The sequence below is a fragment of the Stieleria sp. genome (genome assembly GCF_041595215.1).
In the GTDB taxonomy this organism is placed as follows: Bacteria; Planctomycetota; Planctomycetia; order Pirellulales; family Pirellulaceae; genus Stieleria; species Stieleria magnilauensis.
On sequence record NZ_JBFHKV010000043.1, the window covers coordinates 1 to 17,485 of the forward strand.

At 57.8% G+C, this 17,485-nt stretch carries 12 protein-coding genes; 1 reads left to right on the forward strand and 11 read right to left on the reverse strand.

Features of this window, described 5'->3' with window-relative positions:
- Nucleotides 1–1,409, forward strand: a 1,409-nt coding sequence (locus ABX749_RS03075; protein WP_372894706.1) for a Calx-beta domain-containing protein, incomplete at its 5' end; no start/stop codon positions are given.
- 146 nt (nucleotides 1,410–1,555) lie between these two features.
- Here the strand turns inward: ABX749_RS03075 and ABX749_RS03080 are convergent.
- The 11 genes from ABX749_RS03080 to ABX749_RS03130 all read right to left on the reverse strand — a co-directional run.
- Nucleotides 1,556–2,425 carry a LysM peptidoglycan-binding domain-containing protein gene (locus tag ABX749_RS03080; RefSeq protein WP_372894707.1) on the reverse strand — a complete coding sequence of 290 codons (870 nt, stop codon included), beginning with the start codon at nucleotides 2,423–2,425 and terminating at the stop codon, nucleotides 1,556–1,558.
- 384 nt (nucleotides 2,426–2,809) lie between these two features.
- Nucleotides 2,810–3,781, reverse strand: a complete 972-nt coding sequence (locus ABX749_RS03085; protein WP_372894708.1) for an alpha/beta hydrolase fold domain-containing protein — start codon at nucleotides 3,779–3,781, stop codon at nucleotides 2,810–2,812.
- A gap of 154 nt (nucleotides 3,782–3,935) precedes the next feature.
- Nucleotides 3,936–4,694, reverse strand: a complete 759-nt coding sequence (locus tag ABX749_RS03090; RefSeq protein ID WP_372894709.1) for an HpcH/HpaI aldolase/citrate lyase family protein — start codon at nucleotides 4,692–4,694, stop codon at nucleotides 3,936–3,938.
- Nucleotides 4,695–4,923: 229 nt separating this feature from the next.
- Nucleotides 4,924–5,724, reverse strand: a complete 801-nt coding sequence (locus ABX749_RS03095) for a polysaccharide deacetylase family protein (protein WP_372894710.1) — start codon at nucleotides 5,722–5,724, stop codon at nucleotides 4,924–4,926.
- On the reverse strand, nucleotides 5,721–6,488 hold the full coding sequence (locus tag ABX749_RS03100; protein ID WP_372894711.1) for an RraA family protein: 768 nt from the start codon (nucleotides 6,486–6,488) through the stop codon (nucleotides 5,721–5,723). The genes ABX749_RS03095 and ABX749_RS03100 overlap by 4 nt, the downstream gene beginning before the upstream one ends.
- A 65-nt stretch (nucleotides 6,489–6,553) precedes the next feature.
- The gene (locus ABX749_RS03105; protein WP_145210258.1) at nucleotides 6,554–7,006 is read right to left on the reverse strand and encodes a VOC family protein; all 453 of its coding nucleotides are present in this window, start codon (nucleotides 7,004–7,006) and stop codon (nucleotides 6,554–6,556) included.
- Nucleotides 7,007–7,382: 376 nt separating this feature from the next.
- Nucleotides 7,383–8,636, reverse strand: coding sequence for a DUF1559 domain-containing protein (locus ABX749_RS03110; RefSeq protein WP_372894712.1), 1,254 nt, complete (start codon nucleotides 8,634–8,636; stop codon nucleotides 7,383–7,385).
- 562 nt (nucleotides 8,637–9,198) lie between these two features.
- A complete protein-coding gene (locus ABX749_RS03115) occupies nucleotides 9,199–11,589 on the reverse strand; it encodes a hypothetical protein (RefSeq protein WP_372894713.1) in 2,391 nt (796 codons plus the stop codon).
- Nucleotides 11,586–14,567 (reverse strand): hypothetical protein, encoded by a 2,982-nt coding sequence (locus tag ABX749_RS03120; RefSeq protein WP_372894714.1) that lies wholly within the window; start codon nucleotides 14,565–14,567, stop codon nucleotides 11,586–11,588. The genes ABX749_RS03115 and ABX749_RS03120 overlap by 4 nt, the downstream gene beginning before the upstream one ends.
- Nucleotides 14,568–14,950: 383 nt before the next feature.
- Nucleotides 14,951–17,020, reverse strand: a complete 2,070-nt coding sequence (locus ABX749_RS03125) for a DPP IV N-terminal domain-containing protein (RefSeq protein WP_372894716.1) — start codon at nucleotides 17,018–17,020, stop codon at nucleotides 14,951–14,953.
- A 226-nt stretch (nucleotides 17,021–17,246) separates the two neighbouring features.
- Nucleotides 17,247–17,485 (reverse strand): response regulator (locus tag ABX749_RS03130; RefSeq protein WP_372894715.1); only part of this gene is annotated, 239 nt, incomplete at its 5' end.

Below are 17,485 nucleotides of genomic sequence, written 5' to 3' on the forward strand. Positions count from 1 at the left end.
ACTCAATTGTCGAGCCAGACGAGGACATCACGGTCACGATTCTTTCCAACTTCGCCTATTCCCTTGATCCTGCCACGTCCTCCGCGTCATCCTTGATCTTGAACGATGACATCAGTCAGATTTCTATTCTGGGGCCCGCAGGCGCAGTCACGGAGGACGGTGCTGAAACAGTCACTTTTACAGTGACTCGGGATAACGTTTCTTCGGAAACACCTGCCCTTTCAGTTGATTTTGCGGCGACGGGTTCTGCAACACCGGGTGTCGATTATTCGATGACTCATAGCGGATCGATCTCCTTCCCAGTTGGAGTAGAGGCTGTGACTGTTGTTGTCACACCGAATCAGGACGACATAGTGGAGTTAGATGAAACCGTTGTCCTTTCAGTCGCACCGGCGCCAGGTGGGCAATACCTGGTTGGTAGCCCCAACTCGGCGACAGGCGTGATTTTCAATGATGACTCCGCCGCATTTTCAATCGATGACTCGGTGGTTTTCGAAGGCAATAGTGGGCAGGTCATCACGAGATTTACCGTGACGCTGAACCATTCGGTAGATGTCCCCGTTTCTGTCGACTACGCCACGGCTGACGGTTCTGCGACGACTTCAGACAACGACTACCTGAACCTCAGTGGCTCGCTGCAGTTCGATGGCAACACATCGATCACAGAATCGTTTAACGTCAGCGTGGTCGGGGATGTCTTCGCTGAGCCGGATGAGACCTTCCTCGTCCTGTTGAGCAATGTTCAATCATCAGGCCGCGATGTGACGATAAGCGACGGCAGCGGACTCGGTACCATTTTGAACGATGACTTGGGACTGGCCTCTGTTCCCGTTGAGAGCGTTGTTTACTTCAACGAAGACGCCCAATCGGAACTTGATTACACTCCCGATTCGACGGGGCAACGCTCGATCATTCGAAAAATTCAGGTGACATTTGCGGGGGCGGTGAACATCGCTCCAGGTCCCGTCCAAGGGGACGGTTTTGTCGTTGAGTCATCAGCCGGATCGCGCGTCCAGCTTGAGGTGCTCAATTCCGAACTGGTCAATGGAAAACAGGTCGTCGTCCTTGGATTCGCAGGGACGACTTTGATCGAAGCCATCTCGGCCTCGCAGGCAGAGCTTTCTCCAATGTTGGTCGACGGCCTCTACACCCTGATGGTCGACGGATCGGAATTCGGCATCGATGCCAACGGCGATGCGCCCGGCGTGTCCTCCATCGATGAGTTCCATCGCCTGTTTGGCGACATTGACGGCGACGGAACCGTCCTCGGTCGGGACAACAGTAAGTTTGTAAAGTACCGACGAGACTTGCGTTTCGACGAGATCTTTGATTACGACAGTGATGACGAGACTCAAGATCGTGATGACAATATTGAGTTCAAAGCCCGTTTTGGCACTCGCTTGTTCTGATCGCCAACGATCGATAACACTCCCAGCCGTCCCCTCCCATTTTTTTGCCAACTCCAGCTGGCGCGTCATCTTTTTTCCATCCAGGCCTTTCTCACGCCGCAAGTGCAACCATCGCTTAACCTGCGGCCCTCCAGTGACTCGTGTTTTCAACCGCCTTTGACCAGATTGGCTCCGACCCAATAACCCCAGTGGCCTCGCGACAACACATTCCGCCCCTGGTAACCCTGATCGGCGATGTGCATGCCGACGATGTTGCCCCCGGAGGTCGAATAGCGGAGAAAGATGAAGGAGTGTCCGATCCCGCGAGGCCGTTTGTTGTCGCGGACAAGTTCGTAGTTGGACTTGGTGCTCCAGGTTTGGATCACGGCACCCGGCTTCAGGTTGCCGGCCCAGATTCCCTGCTGCTCGACGAGCGTGCCAAGCTTGGCATACGCCATCGCTCCGGCGGCACCTTTGCCACGATATTTTTCGGGAAGATTAAACCAAGAATTCGTCTTGGTGTTGATGAACGAGCCCCACAGTCGGCCAAAGGACGTGCGACTGGACAGCGATGGAAGGGCGACGCCCACCTGGATCGCAGCCGCTTTGACCCGGTTGTAGGCGATTTGGTAGCACAACCCGTTGGGATACTTTTCACTATTGCTCAAGGCGTTGTACAGTTCGACCACCTTGTTTCCGAACCCGTTTCCTTGTGGCTGGGGAGCACCGGTGGGCAAAAAGATCATCCCGGACTTCTTCGCCGCATCGTAGGTTGCCCCACGAAAATGAACGTATTTTTGTCCACGCGAAGGCCGGGGGCACTGGACGTAATTGACCAGATACCAGTTGATCTCGGCTGACTTCAGCGTGCCAAAGTTGAACCGGATCAGTTCTTTGGCGTCGAGTCCATGGTCCTTGGCAATCGAGGCGAAGGTTTCGCCTTCCTTCTGGCCTACTTGATAGGGGACCGGTTGTTGGTCGGTCGTCGGAGCGGGCGGCCAGGGCGCCTTTCTCGCCGGTTCTTGAATCGTTGCCATTGTCGTTTCGTCCGTTGGGTTTGCGTGGAGTTCAGAGGGGACCCGCCCCGTGATTGGGCCGTCGCGTGACCGCGGCCAGCAGAATCGGGCGAAACACACCTCGTTCAGTTTTCCAAGCGAACCGTCAATGGTTTTGTTTCAAGAATAACGCTGCCTTGCAGAAAAGTTTTCGTCTGGCCGAATTTGTTCGACGCGGCGCCCGAGGTAACCGCCGCGAGTTCGGTTTCGATTGCACGTTGCTCGCCGGGGCAACGATTCTGCGATGAGACTCATAGGACACATCGGACTGATAGGTCCCATAAGTCCCATCGAACGGGCCCCTTCGGTTGGAACGACTGTCGATGGAGGGCATTGCAAGGCGAGTCGCGCCAGCGAGACGTCGCGTTACGGCTGCTTTTGCTGCAGCGTCTCGATCAGGTAGTCCGTCGGTGTCTCGTGCTCGACGTGGGACGCGCCGGGATAGACCAACTCACAGGCGACGCCATTCGCTTTGCAGTGCTCCTGCAGCTTGACCCCGAAATTGGCGGTGTGCGTCGGGTCTTGCTGGTTTTCTCCGATGGCAGGGGGCCGTGAGTAGATCAGGTAGACGCCGGGATCGTCTTTGTCGACTAGGGCGAAGGGTGAATATTCGGCGATCCACGGTAGAATCGTTTCGCGACCCTCCAAGAACTTCGCAAAGCTGCCGAAGCCAAAGGCGTGACCGCCGTAACGACTATTGGGTGTCCACTCCTTCATCTGCTTCGGATCGAGTGTCGTTTGGGCGCCCGTCACCGCCGCGCACCAGAGACGCGTGGATTCGCGGCCGACGGGATCGTCGCTATCGGGGTCGGCGAGGTCATCGTGAAAGGCGATCCATAAACTCGAACAGGCGCCGGCCGAGCCGCCTGCGGCGCCGATACGCTGCTTGTCGAGGTTCCACTCCTCGGACTTGCTGCGGACGAACTGAAGCGCACGTGCGGCGTCGTGCAGCGGCGCTTTCACCGGCGGCTCGATTCCGGCTTGGACCGCCTGCTTGACGTAACGGTAGTTGCACGCGGCAACAGAGATCCCCGCCTTCAACAGCGCGTTCACGTCAGCAAATCGGTGCACACGTTCCTTCGATCCGCCCTGCCATCCCCCGCCGTGGATCACAAAGACGAGTGGTGTTGCGGTGTCCGACTCGGCCTTCCAGAAATCAACGACGTGCCGCGGATGATCACCATACTTCACTTCCGAAAACGTCGGTTTGGGGACCGAGGCATCATATTGCGGCCCAAGTGGCTTCGCCGCTTTCTTCGATGGGGCCGCGTCTTGACCGAGCAAGGTCGCCGAACCGGCAACGAGGACGGCGAGCAAATAGATAGGCAACGTTCTCATGGAGTCTTCCTGGTGATTGAAATGTTCGAAGAGGGGACCGCCCACTGGCGATCCGAAACGCATCATGTTCTTTCGATTTTAGCCTGCATGCGTTCCGGCTCGCACCACCGCGTTGAAATCAGAGCATCGACTCAATCGCCCAATGGGCGGAAAATCAGGAACGAAGTTCCGCCAGGTCATTCTGCATGCCGCTGAGGATGGCGCCCGAGTCGGAGCCGAAGGCGAGCAGCCGGAAGCCCTGTGCTTTGTGTTGCTGGATGAATCCATTTTTGGTCAGAATTCCCGCCGATTTGCCCTGCCGATCACAGCAGTCGATGACGTGTTGAAAGGCGTTGGCGACATCGGGGTGCCCGAAGTCGGCGGGGTGTCCCATGTTGACCGAAAGATCCAGCGGGCCGACGAACAACACGTCGACGCCCTCGACCGCCGCGATCTCCTCGGCCGCCTCGACCGCTTCGGGCGTTTCGATTTGGACGATGACCAGGCTCTTGTCGTTCGCTTCCTGAAAGTACTGCTGCCAGTTCCGGCCGTAGTCGGTCGCGCGGATCACCCCGGCGACGCCGCGGCGACCCAGCGGTGGGTACTTCATGCAACGCACCGCGTTTCGAGCTTCGTCGGCCGAGCTGACATAGGGGAACATGATTCCGGCCGCCCCGCTGTCCATCACGAATTTGACCGTGTCGGGGTCGACCGAACGAAGACGCACGACCGGCGCGGCGTTGCCGGCGCTGCAGGCCAGCAGCATCCCGCGCAGATCGGCCAGCGAACCGGATCCATGTTCAAGATCAATCAGCAGCCAATCGAAACCGACGCCGGCGGCAATCTCAACGGCCGTCGCGGAGCCCAGGTTGAGAAAGGTGCCGGCAAGGGGTTCGCGACGCAATCGCTGTTTGTCGATCCACTGCATTTGCATGCTGGTTTTCCTGGTCGAAAGATGAAGTGGTCAAAAAATGAAGTGGTCAAAAAATGAAGTGGTCAAAAAATGGAATGGTCAAAAAATGGTGTTCCTTTGTGCTTGCAAAATGGTTCTTTGGACGCGCTGATTTTTTGACCAACCCATTTTTTGACCCACCGCTCGCTGCCATCTCTTTCAACGTTTCCAACGGTGCCGTCCAACTGATCCATTGATTCGTGTGCGTCGGCTACGGTAGTTGATCGAACGTGTAGAACGGCAAGTTCAGCTCCTTCGCTTTGCTAAAGATCTGAGTCAGTGCTTCGGGAGTCACGAAGTGGCCTCCGTCGGGTTTCGTCGCGCAAATGCGGTGCGCGTAGAATACGATGATTTCGTTGTTCTCTGCCGCGCGGATCAACGCTGCGTCGATCTGCTCGAAGGTGCGATCGGGACGAGTGGGAGCGTAGTCGATGCCCTTTGCGATCAGGCAACCTTGCTGGTGAATCCGGCTGGCTGGAACAAAGAACGCATCGACATCGCAGACGCGCTGCCCGTCGGCCACGTTCTTGCCGGTCCGCAGGTGTCGAAACACCGTTAACAATGTCTCGTCGGTGACGGCGTCGTTGCGGCTCATGGGATAGGCGAACGACGTCGGAGTGACTCCCGCAGCTTGAAACGCTTCCAATTGCGGGTGAATCTCGTTCCGCAGAAAGACGGCTGGTGGATGATCCTGGCAGTACTCGACGGCTTTCAGATGATGCACACTGTGCGAACCGATCGCGTGACCGTGGCTTCTGAGCTGGCCGATGGCTTCGACTGCCTGTTCGTCAATTTTGCCGCTGATAAAGAACGTCGCGTTGACACCGAACCGGTCAAACAATGGTAGCGCACTGACCCAATCGTCAAAATTTCGGTCGTCGAAGGTCATCACGACGCCACCGCGATCGACGTCAAACCCCGATGATCGAGGTTCTTCGCCAGACGCATCAGGTGACGAGCAGGCCGCAGCCAGCACTGCGACGACAACGAACACGAAATGTTTTCGGTTCATGTCCATTCACCCGCTTTGCCGGAGAACTTGGCTTTCACCAAGTCACCAAATTGGGCGCAGGCGTCATCGATTTCAGTCAGGAGTGTTTCCATTGATTGGCCGGCCGCGTTGCGGGCGGTCGGGATCATGGTCTGGCATTCGAAGGAATCCATGCTGCGGGCGGCGTCCAACAGCCTGGGCGTGTCCTCCATCGGCACCGCAAGAAACCCGTGCTTGTCCGCGTGAATCAACGTTCCCGGTGTGATCGGCGTGCCGAACGCTTCGACGTCGCAGCCCCATCGAACCGGGGTGCTGTAAGCATGCCCGACGCTCAATCTGCGGGCCAACGCTTTGAAGCCTGCATTGGTCATTTCATCGACGTCACGAATGGAACCGTCCACGATCGCCCCGACACAGCCGAGGGCTCGATGGATATTGCTGTTCACTTCACCCCAAAAGGCACCGAAGGTCGCCGGTTTGTCCAGATCCTGCACGACAACGATCTTGGGTCCCGGCATCGACGCCACGTAGCGTCGGTATTCGCTCCACGCATTGGTGTTTGCCGTCTTGTGATCGGGGTTGCCCGGTTCGATCACGACCGTCACGGCGTAACCGATCATGGGGCCCATCTGTGGCATGAAGTCGTGGGTTTCTTCAAGGTTGAAACACTCCCGACCGGCATCCCGCGCAGTGATCTGTTCCCAGCCGTTGTAAATGGTGGGCGTATTCCAGCGTTTTAGTTCCAGCAGATCCGCGTGACTCAGCGGTAGAGGAGTGTCGTTCATGGGGCGAGTGTCAGCGATTGTGCATCAGGAAGTCAGGGAGGACGCGACAAGTCAATGCAGCCAGGTCAGTGCTGGCTCATGCGACGCTGGATCTCTTCGTCGTCGACGTCTTCGATGTGAGTCCCCAAACACCAATCGTATCCGTAGGGATCCGTCAGCGTGACCATGCGATCGCCGTAAAACTGATCGGCCAATTCTCGCTTGACAGTCATCCCGGCATCGATTGCCTGCTTGGCCATCGAATCGACGTCTTCCACGTACAGAGTCAGTGTCAGCGGACAGCCGCCGAGTGACTTTGCACCTTGGAAACCCCAATCGGGATTCTCTTCGGCCAGCATGATGCGAGTCCTACCGATGATGACTTCGGCGTGACCAACGTCACCCGTGGGCATCTTCAACACGGTGCCTTTGCGACCGCCAAACGCACGAGCGTAGAAGTCGATCGCTTCCGCCGCGTTCTGCACGATCAGATAGGGGATGAAACCTTCGCTATTGGGCGGAATCTTTTGAACGGTCATCTCGGAAGCTCGCAGTGGTAGACGGTGGCATCACTGCGACATTGTCCCATCGCAAGGTTGGTGCGTCAACGATCACGGGCTTCAGGCCCGGTTCGATTGCTTGTGTGGTCAGAAAATGAATGGGTCAAAAGATGGGTTGGTCAAAAGATGGGTTGGTCAAAAGATGGGTTGGTCAAAAAATGGGGGCAACAAATGGGATGATCAAGATATGGGGGCGAGGAATGGGTGGGGCAAGACTGTAGGTGGGGCTGCTGCAACGCGTCTGGCGATCGTTTTGCATTTCAAGCTTGCACAAAAAAACTCCCGGCCAGTTTTCGTGGCCGAGAGTTTTGATTGATCGTCCGTTGCGTCGAATCGGCGACGGATTGGTTTCAGACTATTGATTCAGTTGTTCCTGAATCGTTTCGCGTCCAGCTCGGGTTCCGAGAGCGCCCCAAAGTCCGTAGGGACTTTTTGAACCCGGTGACGATGTAATATCGGCAGGCGCCAGCCAAACCATTTCGTGGTGCGAGTCACCGGCTTCGATCGAGTCGGTGATAAACACCACCGCGCCATCGCCCATCAAGATATGAGCGCCGCCCTGGTGTCGACTCGATGGCGGGAACATCCCGGTTTCGCCGACGCTGCTTCCCCCGCCGATCGGCGCGTTGGGGGGAAGGATGGTGTGGCAGCCGCTGAAGTTTGGGCGAAAGTCGGCCCATTTGAAACCTCGGCCGTTGGTCGAGTTTTCGACCGGCGTGGTCGGAGCCCAGAATCCCGGATTATCCGGATCGATTTGGTTGTTGTCGATGCAATAGCTCGGGTTCAATCGGATCTCGTCGGGAGGATTGCCGTTCAGGCTTTGGATTCCGCGCGTATCGCGATCACTGAGGTCGGTCAGAATCTCCCCAAACGCGATGGTGTTGGAAAGTCCGTCCAGGATGTCGCGGAACTTCGAGGATTTGTGGGCCACGAACGTTCCGCGGTTGGCTGCAAGTGAGCGTTGAACCCAAGCGGTCGTCGCGACCATTTCACCTCGGGTCGTGTGGTGCTGTTTCGAGCCGCGGATCGACCAATCGATCGAATCGCCCAGGCAGGCGGCGTAGTTGGTCCGGCCTTGACCCGGCAGGCCGACGCCGGGATCGCTGGGGCATCGCAGCATCGGGAGTTCGGTGACCCAAGGGCGGTACTGAATGAATTCGACAGTCGGTCCCATCGGAGGCCAGGCGACCGAGAGTGGCGTGTCGGGGTTGGTGGCGTCGACATAGCTCGGGTTTGAGATCTCATCCCAGAGTGCTTGCTGTTCCATAAACGGGGTCAGGCCGACCAGGGCACTCAGCCGCCAGGCATTCGAGTCGCCGTAGTTCGTCCACCAGTCGGTGGTCACCGAGACGACTCCGTACGGTGCGGCTCCGCCGTCCGGGCTCGCCGTGCCGACTCCGTGAATCGGCAGTTGTCGATAGGCGCTGTGGTAGTTGTGGATCGCGAGCCCCAACTGTTTGAAGTTATTGCTGCAGCTCATCCGACGAGCAGCCTCTCGTGCTGCTTGCACCGCAGGCAGTAAAAGTCCGACGAGGATGCCGATGATGGCGATGACGACCAATAGTTCCACCAGTGTAAAACCGTGGTTCGTCCGAGCGGGGCGTTTCATAGAAAGTATCTCAGTTGGAATTGCGAACGTGAATTCGAGTGTGAACAGAACGAACCTTTGTCTTGGTCAACAAATGTCGGCGTCGAAGCGAACCCTTTGAAAGGATGAACGCCATGTCTGAAGCAAAGAACCGCGGCTGTTGGGTGTGCACTGAGTACTTCCCGGGCGGACACGTGATTGCTGGAACATCGGCATCATGTTGGATCGATCGTTTCGAGCCGGACCCTGTCGTCAAGGGACCAAAGTTTCTGGAGATGTCACGCGAGACTGCTTGATGCCCGTCCCGGCCGCCTTGGCATCATCCTAGACCGATCGCGATGTGGGTTCTTGTCCGTGTGCGCGCCTCGGTCGGTGAATTGCGCACAAAGAACTGCGCACAGAGAACCCGGTTTCGGACCCGTCATCGTGTCGATGCCAGGGGAGGATGACGGTCCGGCTCGGGGGATGGTGCCGGGCGTTTGGTCACGGTGTTGGATGCCCGGTGGCTTTGGCGATTCCGTTTGGATGCGCCGGCCGGGGCCACGGAATCACAGCAGTGGCAGAATCCACAACGCCAAGCGATTCATTCCGGCAGATAAGCTTTCATTCGATCGATTTTCTCTTTTCCCGTAAGGGTCGCGACATCAGTGGTCAGCATCGGGTACCTCCAACGATAGTACTCGGCCAAGTCCTCACACAGTCTCAGAGCGGTCTTGGCGTATGCCGAGTTGGGCCCCGGCGTGTCCAACCGGCTGTGTGAACCCGCCACCAAGATGATTGCTTCGGGGGTGCTCTGCTCTTGAAAATATTCCATGTCCAAGCCTTGCCGGACGCCGGCGAGCACGCGATTTCCATCGACCTGCGCATACCCAAAGAAAGCCCGCACGTACACGTTCTCGATCTTTTGGATGCATCTGGAATAAATGAAATCCCCCATCGGTGGTCCGATTGCCTGGGCGACCGCGGCAGCATAGGCGGACCCGGATCCGCGTGTCCCACCCCAGCGTTCCAGTCGCCAAATCATCACTTGCAAATGCAGCATGTCGTCGTGCGGGAATCGTTCCAGGTAGTCACGAATCTCGTCATAGGTATCGTCGTAGCTGAATGACAAGTCGCGAGCCGCGTCGACGAAGTATTGGTAAGCGACGGCGGGAACATCGTCGATCGGTTGCAACTTGTGCCACGCTTCCATCGCCATCTTGTTTTGCGATTCAAACGTTTGCCAGCCGTTCTCCGACACGGAACTGGACCAGCCGTTGCCCCTGGCGTTCCAGGCTTTCGTGGTGCAATATCTCATCTTTGCTGTCAGTGCGAGTGGTGACTGAAGATCGCCCCACTCGGCGAAGCCCGCCAAACGTTTTTTAGTCGCGTCGAGGTCTGCTTCGGTGGCGTGATCATTTTCAAGAGCCTGTTCGGCGAAGAACCACGCCATGGCAATCTCCTCAACGAGCACTTTGTAGATTTGCTCTTTGGTCCGATTGAATCGCCGTTCAGGGAGAGCCCGAATCACGGCGTGCAACGCTTCCAAGTGATCGAACTGATTCTGCCGTGCCCAATTGCGCACGAGTTCCCCAAGGTAGTACAGACCTTGAGGGGCGTTCACGATGCGGGCGTAAAGGTCAATGGTCTGACCGTCATGGAACGCGATGACGTTACCGCAAGCGGCGACCACAGGTGTTCGATCGCCGAAACGTTTCGTCGGCGTCGGCCGCCCAAACGAGCGCGCGCCAAGGATGGCGTCATACATCACTCGCTCGGTGCCTCCGTCGGGCAGCGGGCGGTCAGCGAAACAGAGTTGTGTGCGGTGTGAGTGGGATTGATGAAGGTCGATGACGTCCACGATGTCCCAGTAGATCGATACCGGCCAAGTCTGGAGATCATTTCCGGGAGTGTTCGGGTCGTTGGGACGGCGATGACACGCATTTTTCTCGATCCACAAGTCATAGCCGCGCGAACAACGCACCATCAACGGTTCACCAGGATCAGCGAGCGGGACTTCGAAATCGTAGTCCAACGCCCCTCCCACGAGCTTGAACACGCGGCCGGTCTGTTCGTCATGCCAAGCCGCGATTCGGGTCGCTTCGGGAGAGATGGCTGGCATCGGAAGGCTCACGTCGACCTCGCCGATTTTCGCCGCGGTGGCCAATTCCGGGTCGGTCAGGTACAGATTGCCCGATTGGTCAACGACCGCGGCATGACCCGTTTCGGCTGCCACGCTGAGATGTTGAATGCTCTCGTTCAACGTTTTCGTTGCGGCAACGGAGGCGGTCGTGCAATCGACCAGATGAAGTTGTTTACCGGCGGCGACGATCATTCGAGAGTCCGAGCCGTCCGCTTGCTGCCCGAAAAAACCGACGTGGATTGCGCCGTCACCTGACGTTGGCAATGCAAGATGTTGAAACTTGCTCGCATCACCGGGTTCGTCCAATTCCGTCGGCGGCGTGCCGGGCAACGCCCACCACGGTCTCCACGGCAATCTTGAAATCCAAAGTCCGTTGTCGCCACCGACGACCAAGTGTCGTCCCGTCTTGTCTAGCCAAACCGTTGGGTTGGAAACCTCGGGCGGCATTGCAACACTCTCGCGGAGCACCGGCTGTCCGTCCTCTTCACCGAGGGCAAGTCGTGCCCATGTCAACGCTTTGCCGGTCAGGCCACTCGATGCGACCATCCAAGGGGCAGGTTGCTGGCTCGACTTTGCGTCTTCTATCCGCTTCTGATTCGTCTTGAGAATCTGATCGGCGATTTCGCCAATCGCTCCCGGCTTGATTTGACGCAGGAACCCACAGTCGGTCGGTTTGGTGGCTTGCCATTCGTCTTCGATCACCGGCCAGCGGTATTGGTTCGCAACAGCGGGCGCAGCGACCAGCGTTTCGCCCGCCGGAACTGAAAAGTGTTGCTCCGTTGTCACCGGTTCACAGCCTGTCAATGAGATCACGGCGATTGCCAACAGGCAGCATTTCGATAGACACTTCATTGTTCTTCCCCCTCTCCTGAATTGTCGCTGTCGTCAACGGATTCAACCGCGGAGTTGATCGAACGGAGCAATTGACCGAGTACAGAACGCGATCCCGGCCCGACCGGCGAGTTGGGAACAGCGACGGTCCCGGCTGGGGAATTCATACCGGGGGCGGGGCGGAAAAACTCGGGTGACCAGTCGGGACGCTCGAATTCGCTTGGTCCGTCCTCGTCATCTGGGTCTGCGTAGACCGCAAACCCCCGCGGGTCGTAGCCCAGCAGTTTCCGCTCTTGCGGCTGGAACCAGGTTTCGTAGGCATCACTTTCCATTATCAGCCGGTTCTCGGCGCTCAGTTTGGTAATCAATGCCACTGTCGCGTCGACCGGCGAAAGTCGAAACATCAGCGACGGGTGGGATCGGAGCGCCGGTACGATTTCCGACCAGTCAGCGGTCGCGCCGGTGAGATCGAGTTCGGTCAAGTAATCGGATTTGTCAATGATCGCCGTCAGTCCGCCTGGTTCGATCGTTGCACCGGCAAGTTCCACTCGGCTCAGATAGTCGAGCGGTCCCATGGCGTCAATCACCGATTGATTGATGGTGACGCCGCCGAGGCTGACGGAAGTGAGCCCCGGACTCTTCTTGAATTCTGGCAATGACCGCGCATCGATCTCGTTTCCGCCGAGCAGCAATTGTGTCCAGCCGCCTCGACTGATGATCCGAGCCGTCGTCGCGGCCGAAAGTCCACAATCTCTGAGATCCAAATCAGTCAGGGTCGCGGGGATGTCCCACTGTTGAACCAAGTCGTTGTCCAGAGCCGCCCCCGGAAGGGCAAGCTGCTGGAGCGATCGAAGCTGAAGGACGTCGTTGAACGCTTTGGATGATGCGGATGGATAAGCGATCGTCAACTTCGTCAACGCCTGAGCTTTCAACACCTCCGAGACGTTTTCATCATTCATCCCCTCGCCGCCTCCGATAAACCACTCCAATCCGGCGACACCACTGATTCGGATTTTCGAAAGCGGGCTCAATACCGCCAAACCGGGAAGCTGAGACGCGGCTTCCACATGCAGGTAATTTCCGACCGGACTGAGGACCAGGGGAGTCCGAAGTTCCGGCACGTTGATCAACCGCAATGCAGTGATTTGTGATTTCTTGTGCTGATCAAAAACGATCGTTTCAAGTTTGGATTGATTTTCAACCCTGATCGCGTTGATGTTCGAATTGATCTGCAGCGATTTAAGGTCTGCGACTTGGGCGGAGATTGAGTTGACAAACCCGACACCGACCTCGGCATTCCGCACGTCGATGCTCGTTGCCGATAGCTTTGCGATCTGGTCGGCCGCCTGTTTCGTCAGCGCACAGTATTGAAAGTCCAGTGATGCGATCGCGGGGTTTCCTTCCAGTGGGGAAAGGTCGACCTTGCGAAGATCACATCCTCGCAATGTCAACAGCGGCGGCCCGTTTAACTTTCCGAACTGGTCGATCACTCGTTGGCTGCACTCCGAGCTGATCGTCGGGTCATAGTCTGGGTCCCCGACTCCAGGGACGATCGTGCTGGTTCCGGCCAGATGCTCCATCGCGTCGCAGCCTTCGATTTGGATGGTTTCTAAGTCTTTGACGTAAAACGAGAAGGACTCGATCTGAGGGATCTCCTTCAACGTACAGTTGCGAACCCACGCATCGACCGGCATCTGGTCATTGTCAGCCATTCGGGTTTGCAGGTTGTGGTATTGCACTTTGATGTTTGCAAGTTTTGGCAGACGTTGTAGATCGAGGTCGACCAATTGAAACGAATCGAAACCGAAGTACTCCAGCTCGGGCATGTCGTGCACCGAGATCTGCAACAGGCTCGAGTTGAGTGGTTCGTCGAGTGATTGAAACGCGAGGCGCCGCAGTTGTGGCCAAGATTCGAGCTGGATTTCACCACCGGTTCCCGTTCTCGGTCGAGAGAGGACCAGCACTTCCAGTTGGTTCTTCAGTTCGCAATCCTGCCAAGCCTGGAGCGGGATCATCGTTTCCATGGCCATCAGCCGTGAGAGATGCGGCAGTTTCGCGAAACGCGGAAGCGCGTCCCCCGCAAGATTGGTATGCGAAATGTTGAGTTGCCGAAGCAGCGAACATTCAGTCAATGCCACGACGGTTTCCGCATCCAATTCGGTACCGGCGATGCGAAGATCTTGCAGATAACGCATCGAGGGCAGGCGGCTCAACGGTTTCTGGTCGTACTGGCCACCACCGATCCGCAGTGCTCTCAAGTAGGGCAACTTGCACATCAACTGCAGTTGTTCGTTTGACGGCTCTTGAAGATCGACAGCCGTTGTCCTCAGCCAGATCGTTCGCGCCGACGCGGGGACCCATTCGGTCAAAATCGCCGGCATGTACGACTGCCGCAAGACCTGCCCGTTCGTGGCCAGTTGATCGGCAATGACTTGGTCGGCTTCGGACTGTCGGACCAGCCATCGCCAATAGCCCATCGCCGAGGCGATCAGCGTGACGACAAACAACAAATCGGCGAGTGAAACTCGATTGGACTTCCTCACCGATGGCCGCAAATAGAACAATAGGATGGCCAAACACGCGAGGGCGATCGCCAGATTCCAGGCCAGCGCGCGGCCGTACCATCGGACTTGATCGGGACCGTTTGCGAAGGGATGGCGAATGTAGTAGCGAAACGGCCATCCCGCTTCGACCGGGGCGATGGCTTGCAGCCCGTCTTCGGTGCGAAAACCGAAGTCGAATGGCAACTCGGACCACTTTGCCGGGGTCGAATAACTGACGGAATACTGAAACGGCCAGTTGGCCGCGACCAGCACCGAAATCACGACCGCCGATGCGATCCATCGGGCATGGGATTGCCGACCGGGTGTGCCGCTAGGCGGTGAAGCCTTTTCTAGCGGTGGGGCGTCAGCGGTCGGGTGTTCGGCGGACGACGGGGACGCGGAGGGCTCGCGTTCTGCCCGTAAACGTTGGGAAAACACCGCAAAGAAGCGTTTCAAAGCGTTCGGTTTGCCGGTGGCGGGGGCCGCTGTTGTCCTTTGTTTGTCGGATCTCTGTTTGTCGGTTCTCTGTTTGTCGCCGCCGGACTCACCGCTGGTCTGCTCTCCACGAGCAGAATTCGTCTTCTCGGTCACTGCTAATCTCTGCTTCTCTTGCCGCCGTTTTCCATGCCGCTACATGGTTAGTGTGTATCCACCCGGAGTATACACGGTTCGGCGGTCGCCGTTGCAGACGTTGCCCCTGAATCGGGACCCGATCTGTCAAACGGCCTGACAGGTGCACGAAGCAGCCAAACGCCATCACGCATTCGCAAGCGAAGCGTTCGTTCGAAGGCGTCTTGAGACGGTGAGTGCCGGCATCACGCCATGCGTCGGTTCAGCCACTACCGCGGGCCGCGGGGAAGATGCTCAACCAGGTATCTGGCGATGAGCATTCGGACATGCAATTCCGATCCCTTGCCTTCGCGAAGGCCGTGGTCACGATTGGGATAGACCATGTAGTCGAAGCGTTTGCCGAGTTCGATCAACCGATCCACCAGCCCTTCGATGATCTGAATGTGCGTGTTCGTTTCGCCGGAGCCCGTGACGATCAGCAGGTCGCCCTTGAGGCCTTCGGCGAAATGGAGCGGAGCCGACCGCTCGTAGCCGTCCGGGTTGACCTCGCGGGTCCGCATGTAAATTTCCTGGAACCATGCGTTGTACAAGTGTGGTTGGGGCTTGGGGACGACGGCGATTCCGACGTGGTAGTCGTCGGGCTTGCGAAACATGGCGTTCAAGGTGTTGGACCCTCCGCCGCTCCAGCCCCAAATGCCGACCCGCGACAGATCAACATACGGTCGTGAGCGGCCGAGTTCTTTCAGCCCCGCCGCCTGGTCTTCCGTCGAAAGTGGACCCAAGCTGCCGAAGATCGATCGCCGCCATGCCGCGCCTTTGGGCGCGGGGGTGCCGCGATTGTCGATCGAGACGACGAGGTAACCGAGGTCGGCGACGACTCGATGAAAGTGATTTTGAGCGGCGCCCCACTGGTCCAGCACCGTCTGCGCATATGGCTCACCGTAAACGTAAATAAAGACAGGGTACTTTTTCGACGCATCAAAGTCCTTCGGCTTGATCATCCAGGCATCCATCGAGACACCGCCATCGATTTCCAGCCGGATGAATTCAGTCGGGGGCGTCATCAGCGTCTCGGCCCGATCGCGTAGTTCGCGGTTGTCTTCCAGCACGCGCACCACCTTGTGTCCTTCCAATTCGACCAAGTCGACGACCGGCGGTTGGTCGATCGTGGAATAGGTGTGAAAGGCCCATTTGGCATCGGGAGAAAACTCGTAGTCGTGCGTCCCCGGTTGATCGGCGGGTGTGATCCGCTCCAGCGTCCCCGATCCGTCGAGGGGGACTCGGTACAAGTATTTTCTCGGCCCATCGTCGGGTGCGGCGTAGAAGTAATACCAACCGCCCGGTTCATCGACGACGGCCCGATCAATGATGTCGTACTCGCCCGGTGTGAGCAGGGCCAACGCTTTGCCGTCGCGTGAATAGAGGAATGCGTGCCGCCAGCCGTCTTTTTCGCTGATGACGATGAACGCCTGGCCGTCCCGAACCCATGTCAGACCCGAGTTCTTTCCCTGGCTGCCTACCGCCCATGCGGAGTTGGTTTCACGAAAGATCTCTTTCATCGGGCCATCGACGCTTCCCAACAAGAAGACTCGTTCGTCGCGAAAACGACTCTTCTTTTCGACCAGCACTTCGTCCGAGTTTCCTGCCCAATCGACTTGCCCGAGATAAAAGCCGTCTGGGCTGGATTCGATCGGCAACCATTTCAGTTCGCCCCCATCGATTTCGACAACGCCGACGCGGAGCGCGTTGATTTTTTCACCGACGCGAGCAAAACGCCGATGTCGGACGCTCGGATAGGAGGGATCGTCTGGCACCAGCATCGGGCGCATTCGGACGTCGGTCGCGTCTGACTCGATGAACACCACGCGTGTCCCGTCGGGGCTCCATCGGGGATCACCAATCGATATGTCTCGATCGGGCGAACGTTGCGTCAATCGGGTTCGCTGATCGGTTTTCAGATCGCGGACGAACAGTTCCTGATCTCGAATTTCCAGGCGGTACTTGCCATCGGGTGACGTCAATCCCCGACGGGACGTTCGCGGCGTGGCCGGCGATTCGACTTCCGCGTGTTCGCCCGTCCGGACGTCATACCGCAGCAACCGCGATTGGTCGGAATTCGGATCCTGTTGACGAACGGTGTATCCCGAACTGTCGGGCAACCATTTTCCCTCAAAGTCTTTCGCCCGATATTGCCCCTTCTCGTAAATCGCTTTCAGCCGTGGTTCGGCTTCCGAGACCCAGGCTGAATCGTCGGCGGAGTGTGCCGGCAGTGGACCGAGTCCGATCGCAGCACTTGCAATCAGGGAGAAAAGCGTGACCGGGAATCCTTGTCTCGGCATCATGGGAGATCGCTCGCAGTTGGGGCCAATGGCTGATAGGACGCAGGGCTTCGGCAAGCGAGTGAAACAGAGTTGATTGATGCGTTTCACCCGTCCCTCGGCTGCCTTCGCCCGACATCGTAGTCGCTTGGCGGCGCGTCTTCTTGTTCGTGCGCACGCGTCCATCGGTGATTTGCGCACATCGCGACGCCGCACATCGTCATCGACGGGGGGGCCGGGCGATGGCTTAACCGTGGTTCGAATGATCCGATCGGCCGTTTCCGTTGCTCGTGCAGTGCTCGCTGAGGAAGTCGACCAGCCGGTTCGGTGCAAAAGGTTTCATCAGGAAGATCACCGCCTGGAAGCTCGCCAGTTGAGCCAGGACGTCTTCGTCACGATGTCCGCTAATCACAACGGTCGGGACGGCGGTTCCTTGTTCGGTGAGTTGGGTCAGCAGATCAATTCCGCTCATTTTGGGCAGTCGCA